The sequence below is a fragment of the Chryseobacterium sp. HMWF035 genome (genome assembly GCF_003094695.1).
In the GTDB taxonomy this organism is placed as follows: Bacteria; Bacteroidota; Bacteroidia; order Flavobacteriales; family Weeksellaceae; genus Chryseobacterium; species Chryseobacterium gambrini.
Map to the genome: position 1 here is coordinate 36,018 of NZ_QEHP01000014.1, position 21,745 is coordinate 57,762.

The window sequence follows — 21,745 nt, forward strand, 5'->3', positions numbered from 1 at the left end:
GGAAATAAGCGATTAAAAAGAAATCAACCGTAAATTTGCACAATAATTCAAAACTATGGTAAATTTTGTTCTGATTGCAGTGTGTATTATCGCGGGAATGGTTTTCAAAGCAACAAAATCCATCCATCCCGATGCGCATAAGGGAATCAACACCTGGATTCTCTATCTTGCACTTCCGGCGGTTTCATTCAAATATTTACCGAAAGTTCACTGGTCGGCAGAAATGCTGTTTCCGGTGGTGGCAACTTTTCTTACAGCGGTTTTCTGCTTTTTCTTTATGATGTTTTACAGCAGAAGCAAAGGCTATTCACGGCGTTCCCGAAGCACTCTGGAACTCGTAAGCGGCTACAGCAATACTTCGTTTATCGGTTTTCCGCTCATTTCAGCTTTTTACGGAGAAAGTTTACTGAGTATTGCCATTATCTGTGATCAGACCATGTTTTTTGCACTTTCAACATTAGGAATTATTGCCGCTTTAAAAGGCGGAAGCAAATCCGGAAAGATCAGCGCTGCATTTATTCTGAAAAGACTCGTTACCTTTCCGCCTTTAATTGGCTGTGTCGCTGCATTGATTCTGTCTCAATTCGTTGATTTCACTCCTGCAGAACCTTTTTTCGATAAATTAGCAGCCACAGTTAGTCCGTTGGCTTTATTTTCAGTCGGATTACAACTGAAATTCAATGGCTGGAAAAAACTGATTCCCCAAATGTCGGTTTCCATGTTTTACAAACTTATTCTGGCTCCGGCAATAACGCTCGGATTAGCACTTTTACTCGGAATAAAAGGAAATATTGCCAGAATTACCATCTTCGAATCGGCAATGCCTACAGTCGTTACCTCAAGCATTATTGCGGAGCAGTACCGATTAAATACAAAACTTACCAATTTAACGATCGGCTTCAGTATTATTGCGGCTTTTTTTACTTCCGCAATCTGGTTTTACATTATCGATTATTTTTTTAATGGATAATGGACATTATTATTTTTAATGTGAGTTTAGTGTAAAAACTATACAAAAACATCAATAGGGATTTATCCTATTTTAATGATTAAGATAACAATTGGCTTTAGCCAAAACGTATGCTAAATTTCGGTTAAAATCAATTTTGATTATGAATTTTCACATTGGACTAAAACTTAACTCTCTTAAACTCTCAAACGCTTCAACATTTTTTTTGGAGCTTTTTCCGGCTTTCCACTGTATCTTTTGGGTTACGGGCTCCGCTTCGCTCCGCCCGCAACCCAAAAGGATGTCGTTGCAATCCGGGCTAAATAAAACTCATGGCGACGAGCAGCGCGACGAAATAATCTCCAATTGAACCGATTAATTTTGAAACTTTTGTATGGTTTAGATTCTTTCAGAACGACAAACTTGATGTTCATTTTTATAAAAATTGTTTAAAGTAAAATGGTAGAAAACTCTATAGAGTTTTATCTGTGTAGACATCATATTCGAAGGCGTTTGGCGTTCCGTAGGAACGCTATCTTTAGACAATTTATCGTATTTACAGATATCAATCCTACGGATTGATGGATAGATTTATTCTTATTTCTACACAGATTCCGCTCCCAAAGGAGCAAAACTCTTTTTGATAATAAGCTTTAAATATTTCATCTCATTTGCTGAGTCAAACGCCTTTGCGAACGAAAAAATATATATAATCATTTAAAGAAAATCTTAGCGGTCATTGCGCTTAAAAGTATCCCATAAAAACACACCATCAAAAAAATTGCAGTTCACAAAAGAAAAAATTAATTTTACACTTTAAATTTTTCCCTTGAATTACGCCCAGATTGTTTTACCGTTAAACCTAAAAGGATCTTTCACTTATAAAGTTCCCGAAGAACTGCAAACACGAATTCAGACAGGAATGAGAGTTTTGGTTCCTTTTGGCGGCAAAAAAATCTATACGGGAATTGTTTTTGAACTTCACAACAATGCGCCTGAAACTTTCGTAGCAAAAGAAGTCATCAGTCTTCTCGACGATCAGCCGATTGTTCCGCAGGAGCAGATTAACTTCTGGAACTGGCTTTCCGACTATTATTTGTGCGGTTTGGGAGAAATTTACCGTTTTGCTTTTCCTTCGTCTTTGAAACTTGAAAGTGAAACCTACCTCAAGCTGAAGCCGAATGTAAAAGTTGACTTTGAAAACCTTGATGTTAACGAAATGTATCTCATTCAGGCTTTGGAAGTACGGCAATTGATTAATCTGACTGATATTGAAGCATTTATTCCAAAGAAAGATATCATTAAAACCGTCAATTCTTTAATCGATTTGCAGTACATTGAAATCGACGAAAAAATTGCCGAAAAATACAGAGCGAAAGAAATTGCGTACGTAAAAATCAATGATGAGGTTTTACAGCGTCAAAATCTTACAGAAATACTTTTATCCTTAAAAAGAGCGCAAAAGCAGAAAGACCTTTTCCTCCATATTTTAGAAAAGCAGACCGAAAATCCTGATTTGCCCATCAAAAAATCAGAACTTTTTGAAGACGGATATTTCGGAAGTTCGCACTTTAAGGCTTTGGCAGATAAAAATCTGGTAGAAGAATATTATATGCAAAAAGACCGCATTGAAAGTTATGAAGGTGAAATAGAAGAGATCGAAGAACTTTCGGAAGCCCAGAAAGAAGCGAAAAATGAAGTGGATGAAGCCTTTGAAGAAGGAAAAAATGTTCTGCTTCACGGAGTAACTTCTTCCGGAAAAACACATATTTATTTAGAGAAGATAGAAGAATGCATCAGCGAAGGAAAAAATGTGCTGTTTTTACTTCCCGAAATTTCTTTAACCAAACAGATCACTCAACGATTAGAAAAAAAATACGGAAGACAACTTGGGTTTTACCATCAGAAACTTACGGATTTTGAGAGGGTGGAAGTCTGGAGAAGAATCAGGCAGAATGATATTAAAGTTTTAATCGGAACACGAAATTCTTTGTTTTTACCTTTTCAGAATGTCGGGTTGGTTATTGTGGATGAAGAACATGATTCTGCGTACCGTCCGAGAGAGGTTTCTCCTTATTTCAATGCAAAAGATGCGGCACTGGTTTTTGGAAATTTTTATGGGGCAAAAGTCATTTTAGGATCTGCAACACCTTCTGTGGAAAGCTATTACAACGCCAGAAAAGATAAAATGAAATACGTTTTTCTGGAAGAGCGCTTTGGAAATGTCAATCTTCCTGAATATGAACTCATTAATTTCAAAGAAGCTCAGGAATCCAAAAAAGTATCCGGAAATTTTTCTTTGCAGTTGATTGACGAGATTAAAAAAGTGATCGAGGAAAAAAATCAGACGATTGTTCTCCATAACCGCCGCGGTTACGCCAATGTTGTGGAATGCGAAACCTGCGGTTACGTGAACTACTGTTCCAATTGCGATGTAGTAATGACGTATCACAAAGCTGCCAACGAAATGAAATGTCATTACTGCGGACAGAGAGCATCCAAACCCAAGGTTTGCCCGAAATGTCATTCCGAAAACCTGAACGAAAGAGGAGTTGGAGTAGAGCAGATCCATGAAGAAGTATCTAAATTATTTCCCGATCATGAAGTGGACCGAATGGATGTGGATTCCATGAGAAAGAAATTTGCCTACGAAAAATTATACGAAAAAATTGAAGATCGGGAGACCGATATCGTTGTCGGGACTCAAATGATCTCAAAAGGTCTGGATTTTGATCACATCGAGCTGGTTGCCATTCCAAAAGCCGATTCCTTGTTATATGTTCAGGATTTCAGAGCAGAAGAAAGAGCTTATCAACTCATTACTCAGGTTTCCGGAAGAGCGGGAAGAGTTTCCGGAAAAGGAAAAGTGTTAATACAGACTTTTAATCCGGATCATTCTGTTTTTCAGTTAATTAAAATGAATAGTCCGGCGAAAATCTATAAATATATTTTAACGGAACGCCAGAAATTCCATTATCCGCCTTTTACAAAGCTGATTATGATAGAACTGAAGCACAGGAGAGAGGATAAAGCCAACCGCGCTTCCCAGTTTTTAGGATCCATCCTTAGAAAATATCTTCCCGAAGATTGTGTTCTGGGTCCGGAAAAAGCTCAGATTGCGCGACTTAACAATCTCTATCAGTTCCAGATCATGCTAAAACTTCCCAAAGGTAAAAAGTATGAAGAGTATAAAAAAAGGGTTTTAGCAAGTCTGAAAGAATTTGATGAAATTACAGCGTATCACAGCATCAGAAAAGACGTTTTTGTAGATTTTTAACAATTTTTAACAAACTTTATACTCTTTTTATAATAGTCTACTGAACTGCCATACAACAATATTTTCTACATTTGATCGTTGATTATATGTTTGGTGTTTTGCATTTCAATTTAACCCGTTGATTTTTAAACCATCCAAACTATAGCAAAAGAAAAATAGATGGTAAATTTCAGAAAGTATATTTCAGGTGTTGCGGTGCTGGCTTCAGGATTTTTTCTTGCACAGTCTACCGTTTCTACAGTTCTGTATTCTCCGGCTTACGACAATCAGAAGAGCAGTTTAAACTTACCTTCTCCCATCACTTCCATGGTGGAAAAAACTATTTTGTCGCCGAAAGAACTTGTAGACATTAATGTAAACACTATGATGACCGATCCTGTGCTGAAAAATGCAACTTGGGGATTCGTAGTGTACGACCCGAAAACGAAGAAAGTAATTTCTTCGTATAACGAAAATACTCCTTTGGTTCCAGCTTCTACAACGAAATTATTAACTACCGAAACGGCAATGAATATGCTGGGCGAAAGTTATCGTTGGAATACCCAATTAGAATATTCAGGAACAGTGGATGAAAACGGAGTGTTAAACGGAAATCTTTACATCGTCGGAAGCGGAGATCCTTCTTTAGGAACCAATAAAGGCGGAGCTTGGGCTTACAGAGACATTATTACAGATTTCAAAGAAGGACTTTCTCGTGAGGGAATCAAAAAGGTAAATGGGGATATTATTATCCAGACAGCGCTTTTCAAAGGCAATATTTCGAAGCTTCCGGAAAATGTTGTATGGTTGGAAAACAATAATTACTATTTGCCGGTTGGTACAACGAAAGAGATCAATCCTGCCAATGAAAAACTGATCGTAAAGAAAGGAAACAACTTTTCAACCGATAAGAAATTTTTCTACGTTTCTCCGTACAACAACCAGATGGTGTATGCAGATAAATACGAAGGCGACGGAATTTTAACAACAAAATTACCCGATGCTCCGGCTTATCTTGCAAACTCTTTCAAAACAACTCTCGTAAAAAGCGGAATTTCTGTAACAGGGAAAGTAACTCCTAAAATGACGGATGCGAATCCTGAAGCCAGAAAATTAGTTTCCGTGTATAAATCTCCTACTTTAGCGGACATTATTTATTATACCAATCAGCACAGCGATAACGGTCTTGCTGAAGCATTGTTAAAAACGGTTGGTTTTCAGAGTCTTGGAGACCAGACCACAGAATCCGGAAGAAAAGTAGTAACGGAACATCTTAAAAATGAAGGTTTCGATATGCTTGGTTTAAATTATATCGACGGAAGCGGACTTTCGAGAAGCAATAACGTAACGCCGATTGCCCAGGCAAAATTCTTAACCTCTTTAATGGATGAAAAATATTACAAAACATATTTAAATTCATTACCGATTGGAGGACAGTCCGGAACGTTGAAAAGAATGTTCAACGGACTTGGAAACGGACAGGTTTTTGCAAAAACAGGAACGCTGAATAAAGTAAAAACATTAGCAGGATACATGAAAACGAATACAGGAAAAACGCTGGTTTTCTCTTTAATGGTGAACAACTACGCAGGATCTGTAGACATGGTAAAGAAAAGAATGGAAAAAATTCTTGAACCTGCTTTAGATTTATAGAATTGTTAAAATTTAACGAATAATAAAACCTTTTAATCATCGATTGGAAGGTTTTTTTATATCTTTGATATATTTTTTAAATTGAATATGAAAAAGTTTTACTTTTTAGTTTTGGGTATGCTTACTTTTCAGCAATTAAGCGCTCAGAATGAAAATATCGAAAGAAAAGCGATGATGGCGAAGGAAATGAAATCTTTCGCTCACAAAATGGCGGTCGGAAACGTCAACCCGAATACCCTGAATTACGATCTCCAGTATCAGAGGCTGGATCTTACCATTAATCCGGCGGTGTATAATGTTTCGGGTTCCGTAACGTCTCATTTTAAACCCAACCAGAGTTTAAGCTCTATTTATTTTGATCTGGATAATCAGATGACGGTTTCGGGAGTGCAGTATCACGGAACGCCGCTTACTTTTCAGCAGTTGTCTACCAAAGAACTGAAAATCAACTTTCAGTCTGCTATTGCGGCAAATGTGCTGGATTCTTTAACGGTAACGTATTCAGGATCGCCTGCAACAACCAATAATGCCTTTTTTAACGGAACACAGGGCGGAACCGCAGTTTTATCTACTTTAAATGAACCTTACGGAGCGCAGGACTGGTTTCCTACAAAACAGAGTCTGAACGACAAAATCGAAAGAGTAGATATAAAAGTAACCACCCCTTCACAATACAGCGTTGCTTCCAACGGAAAGCCCATGTCTGAAACCATTTTAGGCAATGGTCAGAAACTGACGTTCTGGAGAACGCAGTATCCGACTGCAGCATATCTGATCGCTCTTTCCATCACCAACTTCGTAAAATTAACGGATACAATGGGAAATCCTCCTTTTCCGTTCATTAATTATATTTTTCCGGCAACGTCCACAAATACAACAAGTATGAATAACATCGACTGGACAAAAACGGTGATGAATACTTTTGAAACCTACTTCGGACCTTATCCTTTCCGAAATGAAAAATACGGACATATGGAATTTCAGGCGGGTGGCGGAATGGAACATCAAACCATGTCTTCCATGGCGGGATGGAGCAGAAGTCTCATTGCCCATGAGTTGGCTCACCAGTGGTTTGGAGACAAAGTAACCTGCGGTGCGTGGAACGACATCTGGCTGAATGAAGGTTTTGCCACGTTTGGAGAACATGTTGCCAATGAAAAATTGCTGATGACGAGCACCGACTTTTTAAATTATCTGTTGACTCAGAAAAACTTTGTTACAGGTTCGCCAACAGGAAGTGTTTATGTTGCTGATGCCAATCTTAACAGTGTAGGAACCATTTTCAACAGCAGATTGTCTTATTCAAAAGGAGCGTATGTGCTGAGAATGCTGAAATGGATTTTGGGAGATGCTGCATTTTATCAGGCAATTCAGGAATACCATTCCAGACCGAATTTGGCTTATAATTATGTGAAAACTCAGGATTTTAATGCGTCTTTATTAACGTCTACCGGAAAAGATTTTACAGAATTCTTCAACGACTGGATTTACGGACAGGGTTATCCTACGTATGATATCCGTTGGAAGCAGGTAGGAAATACCGTTACTTTCAGAGCGTCTCAGACGCAAAGCAGTTCAACGGTAAGTTTCTTCGAAATGCCTTTACCGATCAAAGTAAACGGAACAGGAGGACAGGTTGCTTATTTTGCTTTGAATAATACGACCAACAACCAGTATTTTACGCAGTCGGTAACATTTCCTGTAGCGAGTGTAGAATTTAATTATGAATATCAGATTCTGGACAGAAATTCTACGGTAACTCAGGATAACACACTGGGAACTGCAGATTTAGTTAAAGAAGAATTTGCTTTATATCCGAATCCGGCTAAAAATGAACTGAACTTAAAAGGGATTACAAAGCCTACAGATTTCTCCATTTATTTCACAGACGGTAAATTGGTAAGACAGGGAACGTATCAGCCGGAGAAATCAATCAATATTTTAGAATTGGTTCCGGGAACGTATATTTTTAAAATTAACGATAAGAACGTGAAGTTTTTAAAGAAATAATTTTTACAGCATAAAGTCAAAACCTTCAGATTTTCTGAAGGTTTTTTGTTTAAAAATGGTTAAATGAAATTGGATAATAGGTGTATAAAGATCTTTCTGAGGAAAATATTAAATAAAGTAGTTCCATGATAATATATTTAGGGTTAATAATTCACTAAATCTGAAAGCTTTTTTGTCTTTTAATGGCGCGATTGGCTTTTCTTCTGGCTTTTCTTACCTTAAAATCGAACCATTTTTCTTTGAATAAATTTCGCATCACATTATCAAAATTCCGGATCAGGACTAAGTTTTTAAAGACCCGCCATTTTTCCAGCCAGCTATAAGGCAAAGCTCTTACAGAAACAGAATATCCTTCCGTTTCATACTGAATGTAATGCCACCATCCGGAAGGAATATAAAGCGTTTCGCCGGGTTGTATAACAGCTTCATAACCGTTTATGTATTTCAGTCCCGGAAATTCTTCGAAATCAGGCTCTTTAATATTGGTGATGGAATGAAAGTTATAAGGAAGTTTATACAGCAGATCCGACTGTTCCCACGGAAAAAGCCAGATTCGTTTAATGCCTTGAAACTGAGTTATGAAAACATGGGACATATCAATATCCACATGATTTCGGGTAACCGAACCTTCACCTCCGAAAAACATAAAAGGAAGCCATTTTATAATTTTTCCATTTGTAACATCGTTGTAAATGATATCATTTTTTAATTCTGGTTTAATGCTTAATAAATTGAATAAAAAAAGACGATGTTCGGTAGGAGAGGAAGTTATAAGATCCAGATATTCTGAAAAAGTACTCTGTCCGATTGGTTTACTGGCGATTCTGTCCAGAGATTCAATTTCACTTCCATAGATATTCACTTTATGTTCTCCTGCAATTTCTTTAAAATATTCATAATTCCATTTTTCAAAAGCAGGACTTTCAGGAGCCGCAAAATCTTTTAAGATTACTGGCTTTGCAGGTTTTAGATAGGTTTTGATAAAATCCTCTGATGATATATTTTCAATTTTTTGTACTGGTGATAATCGCATTTTCTGATTTTATTCAGCAAATATAGCAATTAGTCTACCAAAATTATAGACTATTAACAAAAGTATTATGATTTTGTACAGACATTTACAATAAAAAGGAGAAATCCTGTTACTTTACCGCGATTTTATTAAATTAGCGCATCTTAAAAATTATTAGAAATGATCTCTAAAAAGTATCTTGAAAATTTACAGAACGAACTTCAGAATATTGAAAACGACGGACTTTACAAAAGAGAAAGAATCATCACTTCTCAGCAGAGTGCCGAAATAGAAGCCAACGGAAAAAAGCTGCTGAACTTCTGTGCGAACAATTATCTGGGATTATCCAACCATCCTGAAGTGATGAAAGCTTCTCAGGAAATGATAGAATCTCACGGTTACGGAATGTCTTCGGTTCGTTTTATCTGCGGAACTCAGGATATCCATAAACAACTGGAGCAGAAAATTGCAGACTTTTTAGGTCTTGAAGATACCATTTTGTATGCTGCCTGTTTTGATGCGAACGGAGGAGTTTTTGAACCTTTATTTACGGAAGAGGACGCGATTATTTCAGATGAACTGAACCACGCTTCCATTATCGATGGTGTTCGTTTGTGTAAAGCAGCGAGATACCGTTACAAAAACAACAATATGGAAGATCTGGAAGCTCAGTTAATTGCAGCTTCCGAAAAAAATCACCGTTTTAAAATCATTGTTACAGACGGCGTTTTCTCAATGGACGGAATCGTTGCAGATCTGAAAGGAGTTTGTGATCTTGCCGATAAATACGATGCTTTGGTAATGGTAGATGATTCTCATGCAACAGGTTTCATTGGGAAAACAGGTCGCGGAACGCACGAAGCCAACGAAGTGATGGGTAGAGTAGACATTATTACTTCCACGCTTGGAAAAGCTTTGGGCGGGGCTTTAGGCGGATTTACTTCCGGTAAAAAAGAAATCATTGATATGCTGAGACAGCGTTCAAGACCGTATTTGTTTTCAAACTCTTTGGCTCCGGGAATCGTGGGAGCAGCTTTGAAGGTTTTGGACATGATTTCTGAAGATACTTCTCTTCGCGATAAAGTAATGGAAAATGCAGAATATTTCAGAGCGGAAATGATATCTAAAGGTTTCGATATTCCGGATGGTGATGCTGCCATTGTTCCTGTAATGCTTTATGATGCGCCTTTGGCTCAGAAAATGGCTGAAAAGTTAATGGACGAAGGAATTTATGTAATCGGATTCTTCTATCCGGTGGTTCCGAAAGGAAAAGCGAGAATCAGAGTTCAGCTTTCAGCGGCACATACGAGAGAACATCTTGATAAGGCAATTGCTGCTTTTGAAAAAGTTGGAAAAGAATTGGGAGTAATTTCTTAAAAATAAAACACCTCTACAATTGTAGAATAAAAACAGAATTTCTATATTTACGGAAATTCTGTTTTTTTATGCAAAAAATATCCCTCATTTTACTGAGTGTTTTATTATTGGCTTCCTGCAACACCAAGATGAATCAGTACATCAAAGACGAAAAGAATGTCAGTAAACGACACGGCAAATGGAAGGAAGAATATTCTTCGGATGAAGGAACGCTGATTGCCGTCGGAAAATATAAGAACGGTGAAAAAGTCGGGATCTGGAAAACCACATTGAATAATCAGCTTTTTCAGAAAGATAAAATAAAAAAGAACATTACAAAGACCAAGATATACCATCAGAACGGGAAGCTGATGCAAAGCGGACAGTCTAAAATGGATGTCTCTAAAAATGAACGCCACTGGTATTACTTCGGAGACTGGAAATTTTACAACGAAAAAGGAAATCTCCAATATATAAAGAAGTATGAAGATGGTAAAAAAGTAGACAGTATTTCATTCGACAAACACTAAGCTTGAAAATCCCTCAGCTTTTTAATATAAAATAATGAACATAACAGAATAAAAGCAAGATTTATTCTGTTTTCTAGTAAATATTTTTGTCATTAACATTATATTTGCCATTAATTTTTCAGAATGCTTTACACCATAATAAAAGCGCTTCATATTATCTTCATGGTAAGCTATTTTGCGGGAATTTTTTATCTCGTAAGAATTTTTGTATACTATAAAGATACCGATGAATTCGCGGAAGAAAAGAAAAAGATCCTCAGAGAACAATATACGTTTATGGCCCGAAGGCTCTGGAACATCATCACCGTTCCTGCCGGAGTAATCATGACGGTTTGCGGACTGACAATGATTTTTCTGAATCTCGGATTGATGAAAATGCCATGGTTTCATTTGAAACTAACTTTTTTGGTTGGTTTGGCTTTTTTTCATTATTGGGCTTGGCGAAAGCTGCTTTTAATTATAAAGCTAAACGGCGAAACGCTATCTACTTCTAATGTGAAACTGAGACAGATTAATGAGATTGCTACATTCATTTTATTTCTGGTGGTTTTTACGGTAATTTTAAAATCTTCTGTTATAGAATATTGGTGGCAATTAATCGTCGGATTTTTCGTTCTGGTATTTTTAATCATGATGACGGTAAAACTGGTAAATAAGAATAAGAATAAGAAAAAGTAATGATTCGGTTGATGGTTGTTGGTTTATAGTTGATGGGTGAATTTTATATCAAAAAACAGTCAACTAAAAACAATCAACGATCAACTAAAAACAATCAACATTTGACAATAAAACTATGATTGCAATTTTAAAAAAAGAACTTTGGAGCTACTTCGGAAACTGGAGCGCGTGGGTAATCATCGCGGCTTTCAGTCTGATCGCGACGCTGTTTCTGTTTTTTTTCGACAACGACTCCAACATTTTTGAGATCGGAATGGCTTCTCTGCAAAGTTATTTCGTCCTGGTTCCTTGGTTACTGATGTTTATTATTCCCGCACTTTCCATGAAAACTTTTGCGGAAGAACAGCAGACTGGAACCTTAAACTGGCTGTTTTCTCAACCGCTGAAAGTTTCAGATCTTGTTTTCGGAAAATTTCTTTCAGTTTGGATTGTTGGAATTTTATGCCTGATTCCATCGTTAATTTACCTTTACACGGTTTATGTTTTGGGCGTTCCTGCCGGAAATGTAGATCTGGGAATGACGTTCGGAAGCTATATCGGGTTAATTATTTTAATTGCAGCATTTTCCGGAGTGGGAATTTTGGCGTCTTCGCTTTCCCAAAACCAGATTATGGCTTATCTGTTGGGCGTTTTCATGTGTTTCATCATGTATTTCGGGATCGAGCAACTGGCAAGTTATAAATTGTTGGGAGGCGCAGATTTTATTTTACAGAATGTAGGGTTTTACCAGCATTTCTTAGGCTTTACAAGAGGTCTTATCGATTTTAAGGATGTGGCTTATTTTGCTTTAATCATCGGTGTTACATTAGTTTTGTCCAATCATTTCATTAATAAAAAGAAGTAGAATGATGAAGAAGATACAGTTCAAATCTCCGCTAGGAATTTTACTTTTCGTGGTTTTGCCATTGGTGGTTATTCTTGCTATTTCAGGAATAAGATTGGATTTAACCAAAGAAAAAAGATATACGCTTTCCGATAATACCGTTAAGGTTCTGGAATCTGTAAATAAACCTTTGGTCGTCGATGTTTATCTGGAAGGAGACTTTCCGGCAAGTTTCAAGCAGCTTCAGAGCGAAACGAAATTTATGCTGGAAGAGTTCAGAAAAATTAATCCGAAGATCGATTTTAAATTCATCGATCCTATTAAAACCAAAATGTCTAAAGATACTTTGATGGCGATGGGAATGCAGCCTTCCATGCTTCCGGACATCAAAGACGGCAAAGTTTCTCAGATCATGCTCTTTCCTTATGCAGTAGTAAAATATGATAAGAGGGGAGTTTCCATTCCTTTGGTGGTTCAGCAGACAGGAATTGATGCCGATCAGCAACTTACGAAATCTATTGAAAATTTAGAGTACAATCTGGTTTCGAACATTAAAAATATTGCGGCGCACAAAAGAAAGAAAATCGGGATTCTGGTGAATCAGGATGAGCTGAATCCAAGAGAATTTCAGGGATTCATGCAACTGGCAACAGAAAGTTATGATGCAGGTCCTATTATTCCTAAAAACCAAACCGAACTTACCATCGCAGATATTCCGACCTTAAAGCAAATGAATGCTTTGGTGATCGCTAAACCTAGAAAGGCTTTTACGGACGGTGAAAAAGTAATTCTTGACCAATACATCATGAACGGCGGAAAAACATTGTGGATGATTGATGCCGTAAATGCGGAAATGGATACGTTGATGAGGTCTCAAAAGGTAATGCCTTTTCCTGTAGACATCAATATGACGGATTTTTTCTTCAATTATGGAATCAGGATCAATCCGGCTTTGGTGAAAGATGTGAAGAAGTTTGCGCTGTTGAGATTAGTAACGGGAGAAGTGAGCGGAAATCCACAGTACACCAGTCTTCCGTGGCCGTATTTTCCTTTGGGAATTGCAGAAAGCAACAATCCGATTACGAAAAATATCAATCCTGTCAAGTTTGAGTTTCCGACTTCCATCGATACACTGGGCGGAAGAAAAAATATCAAAACGAACGTTCTTTTTGAATCGAGTGAAAGAACTTTATTGAAGCAGGTTCCGAATTATGTGGATCTGAAAGAAATTTCCAGTGTCGACAGTCTCGGACAGATGGAAAAACCAAGCACACCGAAGATTTATGCAGTATCTTTAGAAGGAAAATTCAATTCTGCATATGCTTCCAGAATCGAAAGAAAATCCTATCCGAATTTTAAAAGTTCGAGCCCTGAAAATAAAATGATTGTGATCGCCGACGGAGACGTAGGAAGAAATAAAGTTCTGAAAGGAGAACCGCTTCCTTTAGGCGTAGATTTGCTTACCAACGAACAGTTTGGAAACGAACAGTTCCTGAGAAATGCATTAGATTATCTTCTGGACGACAGCAATCTTATGGATCTCAGAAACCGAAACATCGAAGAAAGGCTTCTTGACCGACAGAGAATCACGGAAGAGAAAAACAACTGGCAATGGTTTAATTTGCTGCTTCCTTTAGTGATTATCGGTATTTTGGGAGGTTTGTTCTTCTGGCTGAGAAAGAAGAAGTTTGGATAAAATAAAAAGAGAAGTTTTTGCTTCTCTTTTTTATTTAGTGTTGTTTTTAAGGATGATTTATTTAATAGATATAAATTTTTTTCTCTGCGTCAGTTCAAGTTTTTTTCGCACCAACGCGAAGGAAAATGTATTGAGAACTTTTAGAATAAAATTTTCATTGTAAATCAAGAAAATGACCGGATTTCTCCGGTCAATTATAAGATTCTAAATTTTTCAAACCCTGAAATTAATTCAGCTTAATAACTCCGGAAGCAGGAGCGCCGCCGCCTGATGGAGGAGGACCACCCGCTGAAGCACTGTCGGCTAACATTCGGTATTGTGCGGTTCCTTTTTCAGTTTTAATGGTTCCGGAAACAGTATATAAATAAAGATCCCCGGAAACGGAATAAGGATTTGCCGAATTGTTGATATAAAAATTAATTTCCACGGTTGACATTTTCTTTGCCAGTTCCAGGAAAGCGTTCATCAATGTAGTGATCTGAGCTTCTGTAAGTCCTTTTGACAACATGCTCTCTTTTGTTTTCTCGTAGGAAGCAGAAGCGCCTCCACCACCGAAAAACCAGGTCCATACAGAAAGGTTGGCACTGGCTGCGGTTTTTTCAAATTCTTTCACTTGAGTCTGAGCGCTTGCATCCAGCATGCCCATCGCAAGGTTATTAAGTTTTTGTACGTCTTCGCTTGACATGGCAGAGATCTGAAGCTTAGCTTTGATTCTTCCTTCAGCGTGAGCCGGAACCGTGTAAGAAAGCCCGGTAAGCTGGCCCTGTCCGGATACTTCAATCGAGTAAGCTTCTGTAGCGCTGCCCGATGATCTTGCGGCATCAAAAATTACGCGTTCAAAAGGATCGTTGATCCCGACTCCTGTTTTGGTGATTTCAATTGTTTCCATTTTTTTGTTTTTTGGTTATTGTTAGTTTTTACCCTTTAGAGGGCTAGATGATTTGATAAACCAAAGTAACAAAGAAAAAAACAGGAAGGGTAGCGTAGAAATTACTAAATGTTATATTGGGTATAAATACTTACTAGTGTGGTGTTTTTTAATTAATTGTTAGTTTGCTGTAAGTTTATTAATTATGATATTAGTTTATTGAACATTTGATATTGATCAAAATAATCAGGCTGGATTGCTACATAAAATGGTTTCTCAAAATTTTCAATTTTGAAATTTGCTGTATTTTTTATTTTATTTATATAATGAAAAAGCACTTCAATAAAATCATGTCCATTCATCGAATATTTAATATCGCAATTAATTGATTCCTCAATTTTTTTAATGAATTACTTTGTTTCTTATCCAATCAATTAGACGCTCTATTGTTGGTTCAAGTCCTAACCTCTTTTCATTTAAATACTTTTTGATAGTATTTCTTTCGTAATCTTTCGAATAAATTATATCAGAATGATTATATAAAACGGCTCTGGAATCTATAGTCCAAAAAGTTTTTCAACTTTAATTTGGGTCACATTCAAGTTATTGTTTTTATAAATCTTCTCAATTAAACAACCTCCTAAACTCCCCCGGAGACTGATTCGTCTTCTGCTTAAATAACTTACTGAACGACTGCGGATGTTCAAAACCCAGTTCATACGCAATTTCACTTACGGATAAATTCGTTGTACTCAGACGTTCTTTTGCGAGAGCAATCAGCTTATTCTGTATGTGTTGCTGTGTGTTCTGCTGCGTATGGATGCGTAATAAACTTCCCAGATAATTGGGTGAAATATTCAGTTGTTCGGCGATGGTTTTCACAGAAGGAATGCCATGTTCGAGAAGATTTCCGCTGTTAAAATACTGCGAAAGAACTTCCTCAAATTTATCCAGCAATTCGTGACTCGATTTTTTTCTGGTCAAAAACTGTCTTTCGTAAAAACGTTCAGAATAGATTAAAAATAATTCCAGTTGCGCAACAATAAGCTCCTGCGTGAATTTATCAATATTTGTCTGGTACTCCTTTTCGATGTTTTTAAACAGATCCACAATAATTTTTTCTTCCTTATCCGACAGAAAAAGCGCTTCATTGATCTGGTAACTGAAAAATTCGTAGGATTTCATTTTTTTGATGAGCGAAGTTCCCCAAAGAAAATCAGGATGAATCAGCAAAAGATATCCGGTCGGTTCAAACTCAACATCTGGCTTCATCTCAATTCTTAGAAACTGCATCGGCGAAACAAAACACAGCACGCCCGAATCAAAATCATATTCCTGCTGCCCATAATTAAACTTCGCGTTTACATTCCTTTTCAGCCCCACCGAATAAAAATTCTGGGTCCATTTCAGTTCCGTATCATTTACAGGATAGCGGACTTTGCTGTAATCAATCAAGCTGATCAGCGGATGATCCGGACTCGGCAGATTACAGAAAGCATGAAAATCGGAGATCGAATGAAAACGGAAGGTCTCTTTCATAATAACGAAGTTAATTGTTTTTAGTGATTTTTTATGAAATAAATGTTCTTTTGTTGAGACATAAGAGCCTGAAGCGTTAAGAAAATTAAAATGTAATCCGTTAAAAAATTTCCACTGTCTGAGCGCGGGTTATAATCCAGAACCGAAGAACGAATTTTGATTCGCGCGAGTTTTGGGAATTTTAGGATTACGTTTTAATTTTTAGCATTCAGGATCTAAGTCTTGAATTTTTGGTTCTTTTGTTTCAAGACAAAAGAAATAAATCACTCTTAAATTGCTGTAGAATTTGATAAACGTTCATACTTTTACATTACCTGAGATACAAATCAAAAATGTCTAAATCAGATGGCTTTTCCGACATAAGAGCCTGAAGCGTTAAGAAAATTAAAACGTAATCCGTTAAAAAATTTCCACTGTCTGAGCGCGGGTACAATTCATAATCGAAGAACGAATTTTGATTCGCGCGAGTTTTGGGAATTTTAGGATTACGTTTTAATTTTTAGCATTCAGGATCTAAGTCTTGAATTTTTGGTTCTTTTGTTTCAAGACAAAAGAAGTAAATCAATTCTAAATTGCTGTAGAATTTGCTAAAACCTCCCATTTCCTTGCATCCCCTGTAATCGCATCTACTTTATTGGTAAGAAACTCCATGGTTCCTACGCCTAAAAGGAAATGAACCGGTGGATTTTCCTCTTTGCTCAACTGAATCAGAACGTCTGCTGCTTTTACAGGATCGTTCGGCTGGTTTCCGTTGATTTCGTCAAGATGTGCCTGTTCCGAACTTCTTGCCGCTTCATAAGCCTGAATAGGATTTGCCGGAGTTTTTACCGAATCTTTAGCCAAAAAATCTGTACGGAAATATCCAGGATAAACTACTGTTGCATGAATTCCGAAATCTTTCGCTTCTTCAGCCAAAGCTTCTGTAAATCCTGCTACTGCAAATTTAGTAGAGCAGTAAATTCCCCAACCCGGAAAATTTCCCGAAAAACCTCCGATGGACGAAATATTGAAAATATTTCCCGATTTCTGCTCACGAAGATAAGGCATTGCATTTCTGATGACGTTTAAAGTTCCGAAAACATTTACTGCATAATTTTCCCTTGCTTCCTCATCCGTAAGCTCTTCCAGCGTTCCGATCTGTCCGTATCCTGCATTATTAACCACAACGTTAATCTGTCCGAAATGCTCTGTGGTTTTTGCAATGGCAGATTTTACATCATTATTGTCCGTAATATTTACACTTAAGGGCAGAAAGTTTTCCGAAGCCTCTCCGAAAGCAGAAATTAAAGAATTTACAGTGCGGCTTGTTGCAGCCACCTGAAATCCTTCGGATAATAATTTTTTAACCAGTTCAAATCCTAAACCTTTTGACGCTCCCGTTACGAACCATACTTTTTTTGTTTCCATTTTTAAATGTTTTATTGTTTTTAATTGATGGTACAAAGATGGAAAGTTGTGCAGTGGGAAATGTAGCCGAATCGGGAAAGAATGTATTCAGATCGTGAATGATATAAAAACAAAAAAGAGAAACGGGAAAGTTTCTCTTTAATATACTAATCGTGAGTTCGATGTAAAATCAGGACAAAATATCAATAGGAATTGGCTTTAGCACATTTTAATAGGATGTTTAAACTTAATAGTTATAACCATCGCAAAGGCGAAAATATTTATTAAATACGGTCTCTTCCTAAGGCGCATAGATTTTATCTGCGATAAAATTAAGCATCAATCTTTATTGAAAATCTTTGATTTTCTTGCGCCTTAAAGATTTGAGATTAATAAAAATCTTGCGTCTTTGAGTTTTCCAACAAGAATATTTTATTTTTTAAAAGTTTAAAAAAAACAATTGGCTTTAGCCAAAAACTTATACTAAATTTCGGTTAAAATTAATTTTCAATCTTCTAACATCAAACTTACTTTAATTAAGATAAAATCAATCTTCCAAAACAGGAATAATATGTTCCCAATTCAGTTGTCGGGCAAAGTCCAAAGCTGTTTTTCCGGATTTTGTCTTTAAATTTTTATCCCCTCCTGCTGCAAGAATCACTTCCACAGAACTTAGATTTCCGGCAATTGTTTCCGCATGAAGCATAGAATAGCCGTTTATATCCTGACCTGTAATCTCATCCGGATTTTCGCTGACGAATTTTACCAGCTCTTCCTTCATATTTCTGCTCATCGGATGCTCCACAAGATTTTCAGGATGCTCTTTCTGTTCATAAACGATTTCAATATCATTAAAATCTCCGAAATCCATTTGCCATGCATTGTCATGTGCTTTTCTTTCCGCCGGAGACATATCCGAACGCATTTTCTGGATCGTAAATCCGCCATAAGCTTTCGGAGGAAGAGACTCTGAAGAAGATGAAAACAGTTTTGAAAGTCCTTTCGTTTTTTTTGCGCGTTGCGGCATGGCAAAAAGCCAGTCGCTGATTTCATTTACAGGAATTTCCACATAATCTCCGACTTCAACATTGGTGAGTTTATTCGGTTTGTTGATGAGGTAGCCTTTGATAAGATCGCCATCGAAATGGATGTCATTGATCCACATATGTTCTACAATAGGTGAGTCTGAAGAAGGATCTTCCTGAGAAAAAGCCACTTTCACGCATGAAACACTCAGTGCCGGAATAATTCTTCTGTATTCCCAAGATTGTTCTCTCCAGAAATATTTAAAAGTTTCCTGCGCTTTTTTATAAGCCTTAGACATTTCAGGATCTGCTGCGTCTGCGAAAAATATTTTATTTTCTGACATTTTATTTTAATTATTAGTTTTAATTTTGCTGAAAATTTATTCTGTTATTTTTATTTTGACCAAAATACAGAAAAATATAAGAACAGAAGGTTGAATTTTACATAAAAATCTGTTTAAACTTTTTATTTAACCGCAAAAGCCGCAAAAGATGAACTAAACGTCTATTTAAAGTTGTGATTATAAATAAGAAGATCACAACAGTTTTTAAAAATCTTTGATTTTTATTCTTTTAAGCGCTTTGATTATTATTGAAATTCGCTTTATCATTATATTTTGCATCTTTTGCGGTTAATTCTGAAATTAGTTTAACCACAAGTTTAAAAATATTTAAGCGGCTTCCGATCCTGATTTGAATTAAAAATTCACGATTCACCTTGATACAAAACTAGCCTTGAAATCTGTTTTCAAGCTTCGCGAGTCAAATTTCATTTGCCTTTGCCTTCTCAAAATTATACTGATAAAAATAATCTTTGCGTTGAAAAAATCAAATTGAGAAAAGTCCTTAAATGTTTCTTTTGTTACCACATTTAGGACAGAATGTTGCGGTTTCCGTCCGGTAAGGTTTTCCGCAGTTTTCACAGTCAGGACCATACATATCAATGAAATGATGCATGATGGAATTAGGATTTGTTTCTTCAAAACCGGTTAAATTATTGTAATAATCCAGCAGTTTTTTGAAATTTTCGTTTAAAGGCGTTTTTCTGGCTGTTTTAAATTCCTGAAGTCCTTCAGCTAATAATTTCGAAGCGATTTTTCCCTCTTCTTCATCAAGCATGGGAACATCCATTCTGCACCTCCAGCAATATCTTATTTTCATAATATATTTTTTGTATCCTTTAGAAACTATTCACTAAACATCCTTTATAAAATCCTCATATTCATAATAAAACCGTTCAAAGCCATCCATTTTTTCAACAAAAAATTCAAAGGCTTCCCGCCATGTATTTTTATTGAAAACAGAAATACCGTGCTTTTCAACCCAGATTCGGCTGATAACTTTTCCGTTTTCCAGCGTATAAAATTCTTCCTTATGAAAATCGCCGATAAAATCCTTCAGAATATCTTCCAGTGACCATATTTTGTTGTAGTACGCATCTCTGAAAACTTCATCCTTCATTTCAATATCCAGAGAAACTTCCGCTTTTTTCTTATCCGCATAAAATTTAAACGACATATCCTTGATTTTGGTATCGTACAAAATCCATTTTCTTGGAAAAGACTTTCCGAAAGCCGTCCAAAACTCTTTCTTTAACTGCTGTGCTTCCTGTTTACTGAACATGAGGCAAAAATAGGGATTTTGGCCGGAAGAAGGAAGCGAGAAGAGGGAAGTTATGCGGTCCCTGAAAACTTCCAGCATCCATCTTCTAACTTTCATTCTCAATATTATACATATCAAACAATTTTCTTATTTTTGTAGTAATGCTGTCTAAAAAATCTCAATACGCTTTCAAGGCACTGTCATATCTTGTAGAAAAGAGAAATGACGGACCGATTCTTATTTCCGAAATTGCCGAACACAAGAAAATTCCTTTAAAGTTTCTGGAAAATATACTGCTTGAGCTTAAAAAAGCGGACATTCTCGATAGCAAAAAAGGAAAAGGAGGAGGCTATTTTTTCAAAGAAAAGCCGGAAAATGTAAAGCTGGCGAAAATTATTCGTCTTGTGAACGGACCCATCGCACTGCTTCCTTGTGTAAGTTTAAATTTTTACGAAAAATGCGACGACTGCAGTGAAGATCATTGCGGTTTGCACGACGTTCTGATCGAAGTTCGCGACGCTTCGCTGAATATTCTGGAGAAGAGAACGTTAATGGATTTGGTGGATTAATCAGATCCTTTTTTTTAAAATAATTAGTCTACTTTTTTGGTAGGATAGTAATTTTATCTGATATTTGCATAACTTCAAATGAACAAAATATGATTTCAAAAGAAGATGCAGAGTTACTGAAACAGCTTTCCGCAGAAGAGGGACTGAAATTTATTTCTTCAAAAATTTCTGAAGGGGTTGTTTTTTCAACCTCACTCGGTCAGGAAGATCAGGTAATTACGGATATGATTTTCAAAAATTATCTGCCGGTAAAAGTGTTCACGCTTGATACAGGAAGACTTTTTTACGAGCATTACGAGTTGCTTTCCCAAAATAATGCCCGATACAAAACAAAAACGGAAGTCTATTTTCCGGAAAGTTCAGACGTGGAAAAATATGTGAATGAAAAAGGAATCAATGCATTTTATCATTCCATAGAAAACAGAAAAGAATGCTGTTTTATCCGTAAGGTTAAACCTTTAAACCGTGCGTTGGAAAATGCAAAAGTCTGGATTACCGGATTGCGTTCCGAACAGTCTGAAAACAGAGAAAATATGCCGGTTATAGAATGGGACGAAGATCGTAAACTTTACAAATATAACCCCTTAATTCACTGGAATTACCAGAATGTTTTAGATTATCTGAAAGAAAATAAAGTTCAGGAATTGTCTTTACATAAAAAAGGATTCATCAGTGTCGGTTGTCAACCCTGTACAAGAGCAATCGAAGAAGGAGAAAATCCGCGCGCCGGACGATGGTGGTGGGAAAGTTCACAGAAAGAATGCGGTCTGCATTCTCATTAATTCAAAAAAAT

18 protein-coding genes are annotated in these 21,745 nt (G+C 36.7%); 11 read left to right on the forward strand and 7 right to left on the reverse strand.

From position 1 onward, the window contains the following. The first annotated feature begins 55 nt into the window (after positions 1–55). The 4 genes from DD829_RS02045 (at position 56) to DD829_RS02060 (ending at position 7,868) form a co-directional block, all read left to right on the forward strand. Entirely contained in the window at positions 56–970 is a 915-nt protein-coding gene (locus tag DD829_RS02045; RefSeq protein WP_108409931.1) for an AEC family transporter, read from the forward strand. Positions 971–1,778: 808 nt separating this feature from the next. Further along, entirely contained in the window at positions 1,779–4,226 is a 2,448-nt protein-coding gene (gene priA / locus DD829_RS02050) for a primosomal protein N' (protein WP_116547470.1), read from the forward strand. A 159-nt stretch (positions 4,227–4,385) separates the two neighbouring features. Continuing rightward, a complete protein-coding gene (gene dacB / locus DD829_RS02055) occupies positions 4,386–5,858 on the forward strand; it encodes a D-alanyl-D-alanine carboxypeptidase/D-alanyl-D-alanine-endopeptidase (RefSeq protein WP_108410773.1) in 1,473 nt (490 codons plus the stop codon). Between the two features lie 87 nt (positions 5,859–5,945). After that, complete coding sequence (locus DD829_RS02060) at positions 5,946–7,868, forward strand: M1 family aminopeptidase (protein WP_116547471.1); 1,923 nt, start codon at positions 5,946–5,948, stop codon at positions 7,866–7,868. A 154-nt stretch (positions 7,869–8,022) separates the two neighbouring features. Here DD829_RS02060 and DD829_RS02065 read toward each other — a convergent pair whose 3' ends face one another. Next, positions 8,023–8,901 carry a cupin-like domain-containing protein gene (locus DD829_RS02065; protein WP_108411362.1) on the reverse strand — a complete coding sequence of 293 codons (879 nt, stop codon included), beginning with the start codon at positions 8,899–8,901 and terminating at the stop codon, positions 8,023–8,025. 159 nt (positions 8,902–9,060) lie between these two features. Between DD829_RS02065 and kbl the strand changes: the two genes are divergently transcribed. The 5 genes from kbl to gldG all read left to right on the forward strand — a co-directional run bounded on the left by kbl (position 9,061) and on the right by gldG (position 13,963). Continuing rightward, positions 9,061–10,257 carry a glycine C-acetyltransferase gene (gene kbl / locus DD829_RS02070; protein WP_108411677.1) on the forward strand — a complete coding sequence of 399 codons (1,197 nt, stop codon included), beginning with the start codon at positions 9,061–9,063 and terminating at the stop codon, positions 10,255–10,257. A 68-nt stretch (positions 10,258–10,325) separates the two neighbouring features. Further along, a complete protein-coding gene (locus tag DD829_RS02075; RefSeq protein ID WP_123906782.1) occupies positions 10,326–10,766 on the forward strand; it encodes a hypothetical protein in 441 nt (146 codons plus the stop codon). A 123-nt stretch (positions 10,767–10,889) separates the two neighbouring features. Continuing rightward, entirely contained in the window at positions 10,890–11,444 is a 555-nt protein-coding gene (locus tag DD829_RS02080) for a CopD family protein (protein WP_116547472.1), read from the forward strand. Between the two features lie 115 nt (positions 11,445–11,559). Then, positions 11,560–12,288, forward strand: a complete 729-nt coding sequence (locus DD829_RS02085) for an ABC transporter permease (protein ID WP_087711056.1) — start codon at positions 11,560–11,562, stop codon at positions 12,286–12,288. A 4-nt stretch (positions 12,289–12,292) separates the two neighbouring features. Continuing rightward, positions 12,293–13,963, forward strand: a complete 1,671-nt coding sequence (gene gldG / locus DD829_RS02090; protein ID WP_108409053.1) for a gliding motility-associated ABC transporter substrate-binding protein GldG — start codon at positions 12,293–12,295, stop codon at positions 13,961–13,963. A 226-nt stretch (positions 13,964–14,189) separates the two neighbouring features. On the opposite strand, the gene DD829_RS02095 is transcribed toward gldG, so the two are convergent. From DD829_RS02095 to DD829_RS02120, 6 genes are all read right to left on the reverse strand, one after another. After that, the gene (locus tag DD829_RS02095; RefSeq protein ID WP_108409052.1) at positions 14,190–14,852 is read right to left on the reverse strand and encodes a hypothetical protein; all 663 of its coding nucleotides are present in this window, start codon (positions 14,850–14,852) and stop codon (positions 14,190–14,192) included. Between the two features lie 603 nt (positions 14,853–15,455). Next, positions 15,456–16,370 carry a helix-turn-helix domain-containing protein gene (locus DD829_RS02100; protein ID WP_108410198.1) on the reverse strand — a complete coding sequence of 305 codons (915 nt, stop codon included), beginning with the start codon at positions 16,368–16,370 and terminating at the stop codon, positions 15,456–15,458. 567 nt (positions 16,371–16,937) lie between these two features. Beyond that, entirely contained in the window at positions 16,938–17,777 is an 840-nt protein-coding gene (locus tag DD829_RS02105) for an SDR family oxidoreductase (protein WP_108410199.1), read from the reverse strand. Positions 17,778–18,303: 526 nt separating this feature from the next. Further along, positions 18,304–19,125: a DUF2314 domain-containing protein gene (locus DD829_RS02110; protein WP_076393210.1), complete on the reverse strand. Its 822-nt coding sequence runs from the start codon at positions 19,123–19,125 to the stop codon at positions 18,304–18,306. Positions 19,126–19,627: 502 nt separating this feature from the next. Further along, positions 19,628–19,942: a hypothetical protein gene (locus DD829_RS02115; protein ID WP_165796642.1), complete on the reverse strand. Its 315-nt coding sequence runs from the start codon at positions 19,940–19,942 to the stop codon at positions 19,628–19,630. Between the two features lie 33 nt (positions 19,943–19,975). Next, on the reverse strand, positions 19,976–20,404 hold the full coding sequence (locus DD829_RS02120; protein WP_076393214.1) for a DUF4268 domain-containing protein: 429 nt from the start codon (positions 20,402–20,404) through the stop codon (positions 19,976–19,978). A gap of 140 nt (positions 20,405–20,544) precedes the next feature. On the opposite strand from DD829_RS02120, the gene DD829_RS02125 reads away from it, so the two are divergent. Both DD829_RS02125 and DD829_RS02130 read left to right on the forward strand, forming a co-directional pair. Beyond that, positions 20,545–20,952: an RrF2 family transcriptional regulator gene (locus DD829_RS02125; protein ID WP_087711044.1), complete on the forward strand. Its 408-nt coding sequence runs from the start codon at positions 20,545–20,547 to the stop codon at positions 20,950–20,952. 89 nt (positions 20,953–21,041) lie between these two features. Then, positions 21,042–21,734, forward strand: a complete 693-nt coding sequence (locus tag DD829_RS02130) for a phosphoadenylyl-sulfate reductase (RefSeq protein ID WP_108410196.1) — start codon at positions 21,042–21,044, stop codon at positions 21,732–21,734. Positions 21,735–21,745 lie beyond the last annotated feature (11 nt).

Bases quoted from the DNA above. Each gene is read 5' to 3' on its own strand.
- DD829_RS02060 (WP_116547471.1), top strand. From the start codon at position 5,946: ATGAAAAAGTTTTACTTTTTAGTTTTGGGTATGCTTACTTTTCAGCAA.
- DD829_RS02095 (WP_108409052.1), bottom strand. From the start codon at position 14,852: ATGGAAACAATTGAAATCACCAAAACAGGAGTCGGGATCAACGATCCT.
- DD829_RS02115 (WP_165796642.1), bottom strand. From the start codon at position 19,942: ATGAAAATAAGATATTGCTGGAGGTGCAGAATGGATGTTCCCATGCTT.
- DD829_RS02105 (WP_108410199.1), bottom strand. From the start codon at position 17,777: ATGGAAACAAAAAAAGTATGGTTCGTAACGGGAGCGTCAAAAGGTTTA.
- dacB (WP_108410773.1), top strand. From the start codon at position 4,386: ATGGTAAATTTCAGAAAGTATATTTCAGGTGTTGCGGTGCTGGCTTCA.
- DD829_RS02080 (WP_116547472.1), top strand. From the start codon at position 10,890: ATGCTTTACACCATAATAAAAGCGCTTCATATTATCTTCATGGTAAGC.
- DD829_RS02110 (WP_076393210.1), bottom strand. From the start codon at position 19,125: ATGTCAGAAAATAAAATATTTTTCGCAGACGCAGCAGATCCTGAAATG.
- DD829_RS02045 (WP_108409931.1), top strand. From the start codon at position 56: ATGGTAAATTTTGTTCTGATTGCAGTGTGTATTATCGCGGGAATGGTT.
- DD829_RS02130 (WP_108410196.1), top strand. From the start codon at position 21,042: ATGATTTCAAAAGAAGATGCAGAGTTACTGAAACAGCTTTCCGCAGAA.
- DD829_RS02085 (WP_087711056.1), top strand. From the start codon at position 11,560: ATGATTGCAATTTTAAAAAAAGAACTTTGGAGCTACTTCGGAAACTGG.
- kbl (WP_108411677.1), top strand. From the start codon at position 9,061: ATGATCTCTAAAAAGTATCTTGAAAATTTACAGAACGAACTTCAGAAT.
- DD829_RS02065 (WP_108411362.1), bottom strand. From the start codon at position 8,901: ATGCGATTATCACCAGTACAAAAAATTGAAAATATATCATCAGAGGAT.
- DD829_RS02100 (WP_108410198.1), bottom strand. From the start codon at position 16,370: ATGAAAGAGACCTTCCGTTTTCATTCGATCTCCGATTTTCATGCTTTC.
- gldG (WP_108409053.1), top strand. From the start codon at position 12,293: ATGAAGAAGATACAGTTCAAATCTCCGCTAGGAATTTTACTTTTCGTG.
- DD829_RS02075 (WP_123906782.1), top strand. From the start codon at position 10,326: ATGCAAAAAATATCCCTCATTTTACTGAGTGTTTTATTATTGGCTTCC.
- DD829_RS02120 (WP_076393214.1), bottom strand. From the start codon at position 20,404: ATGTTCAGTAAACAGGAAGCACAGCAGTTAAAGAAAGAGTTTTGGACG.
- DD829_RS02125 (WP_087711044.1), top strand. From the start codon at position 20,545: ATGCTGTCTAAAAAATCTCAATACGCTTTCAAGGCACTGTCATATCTT.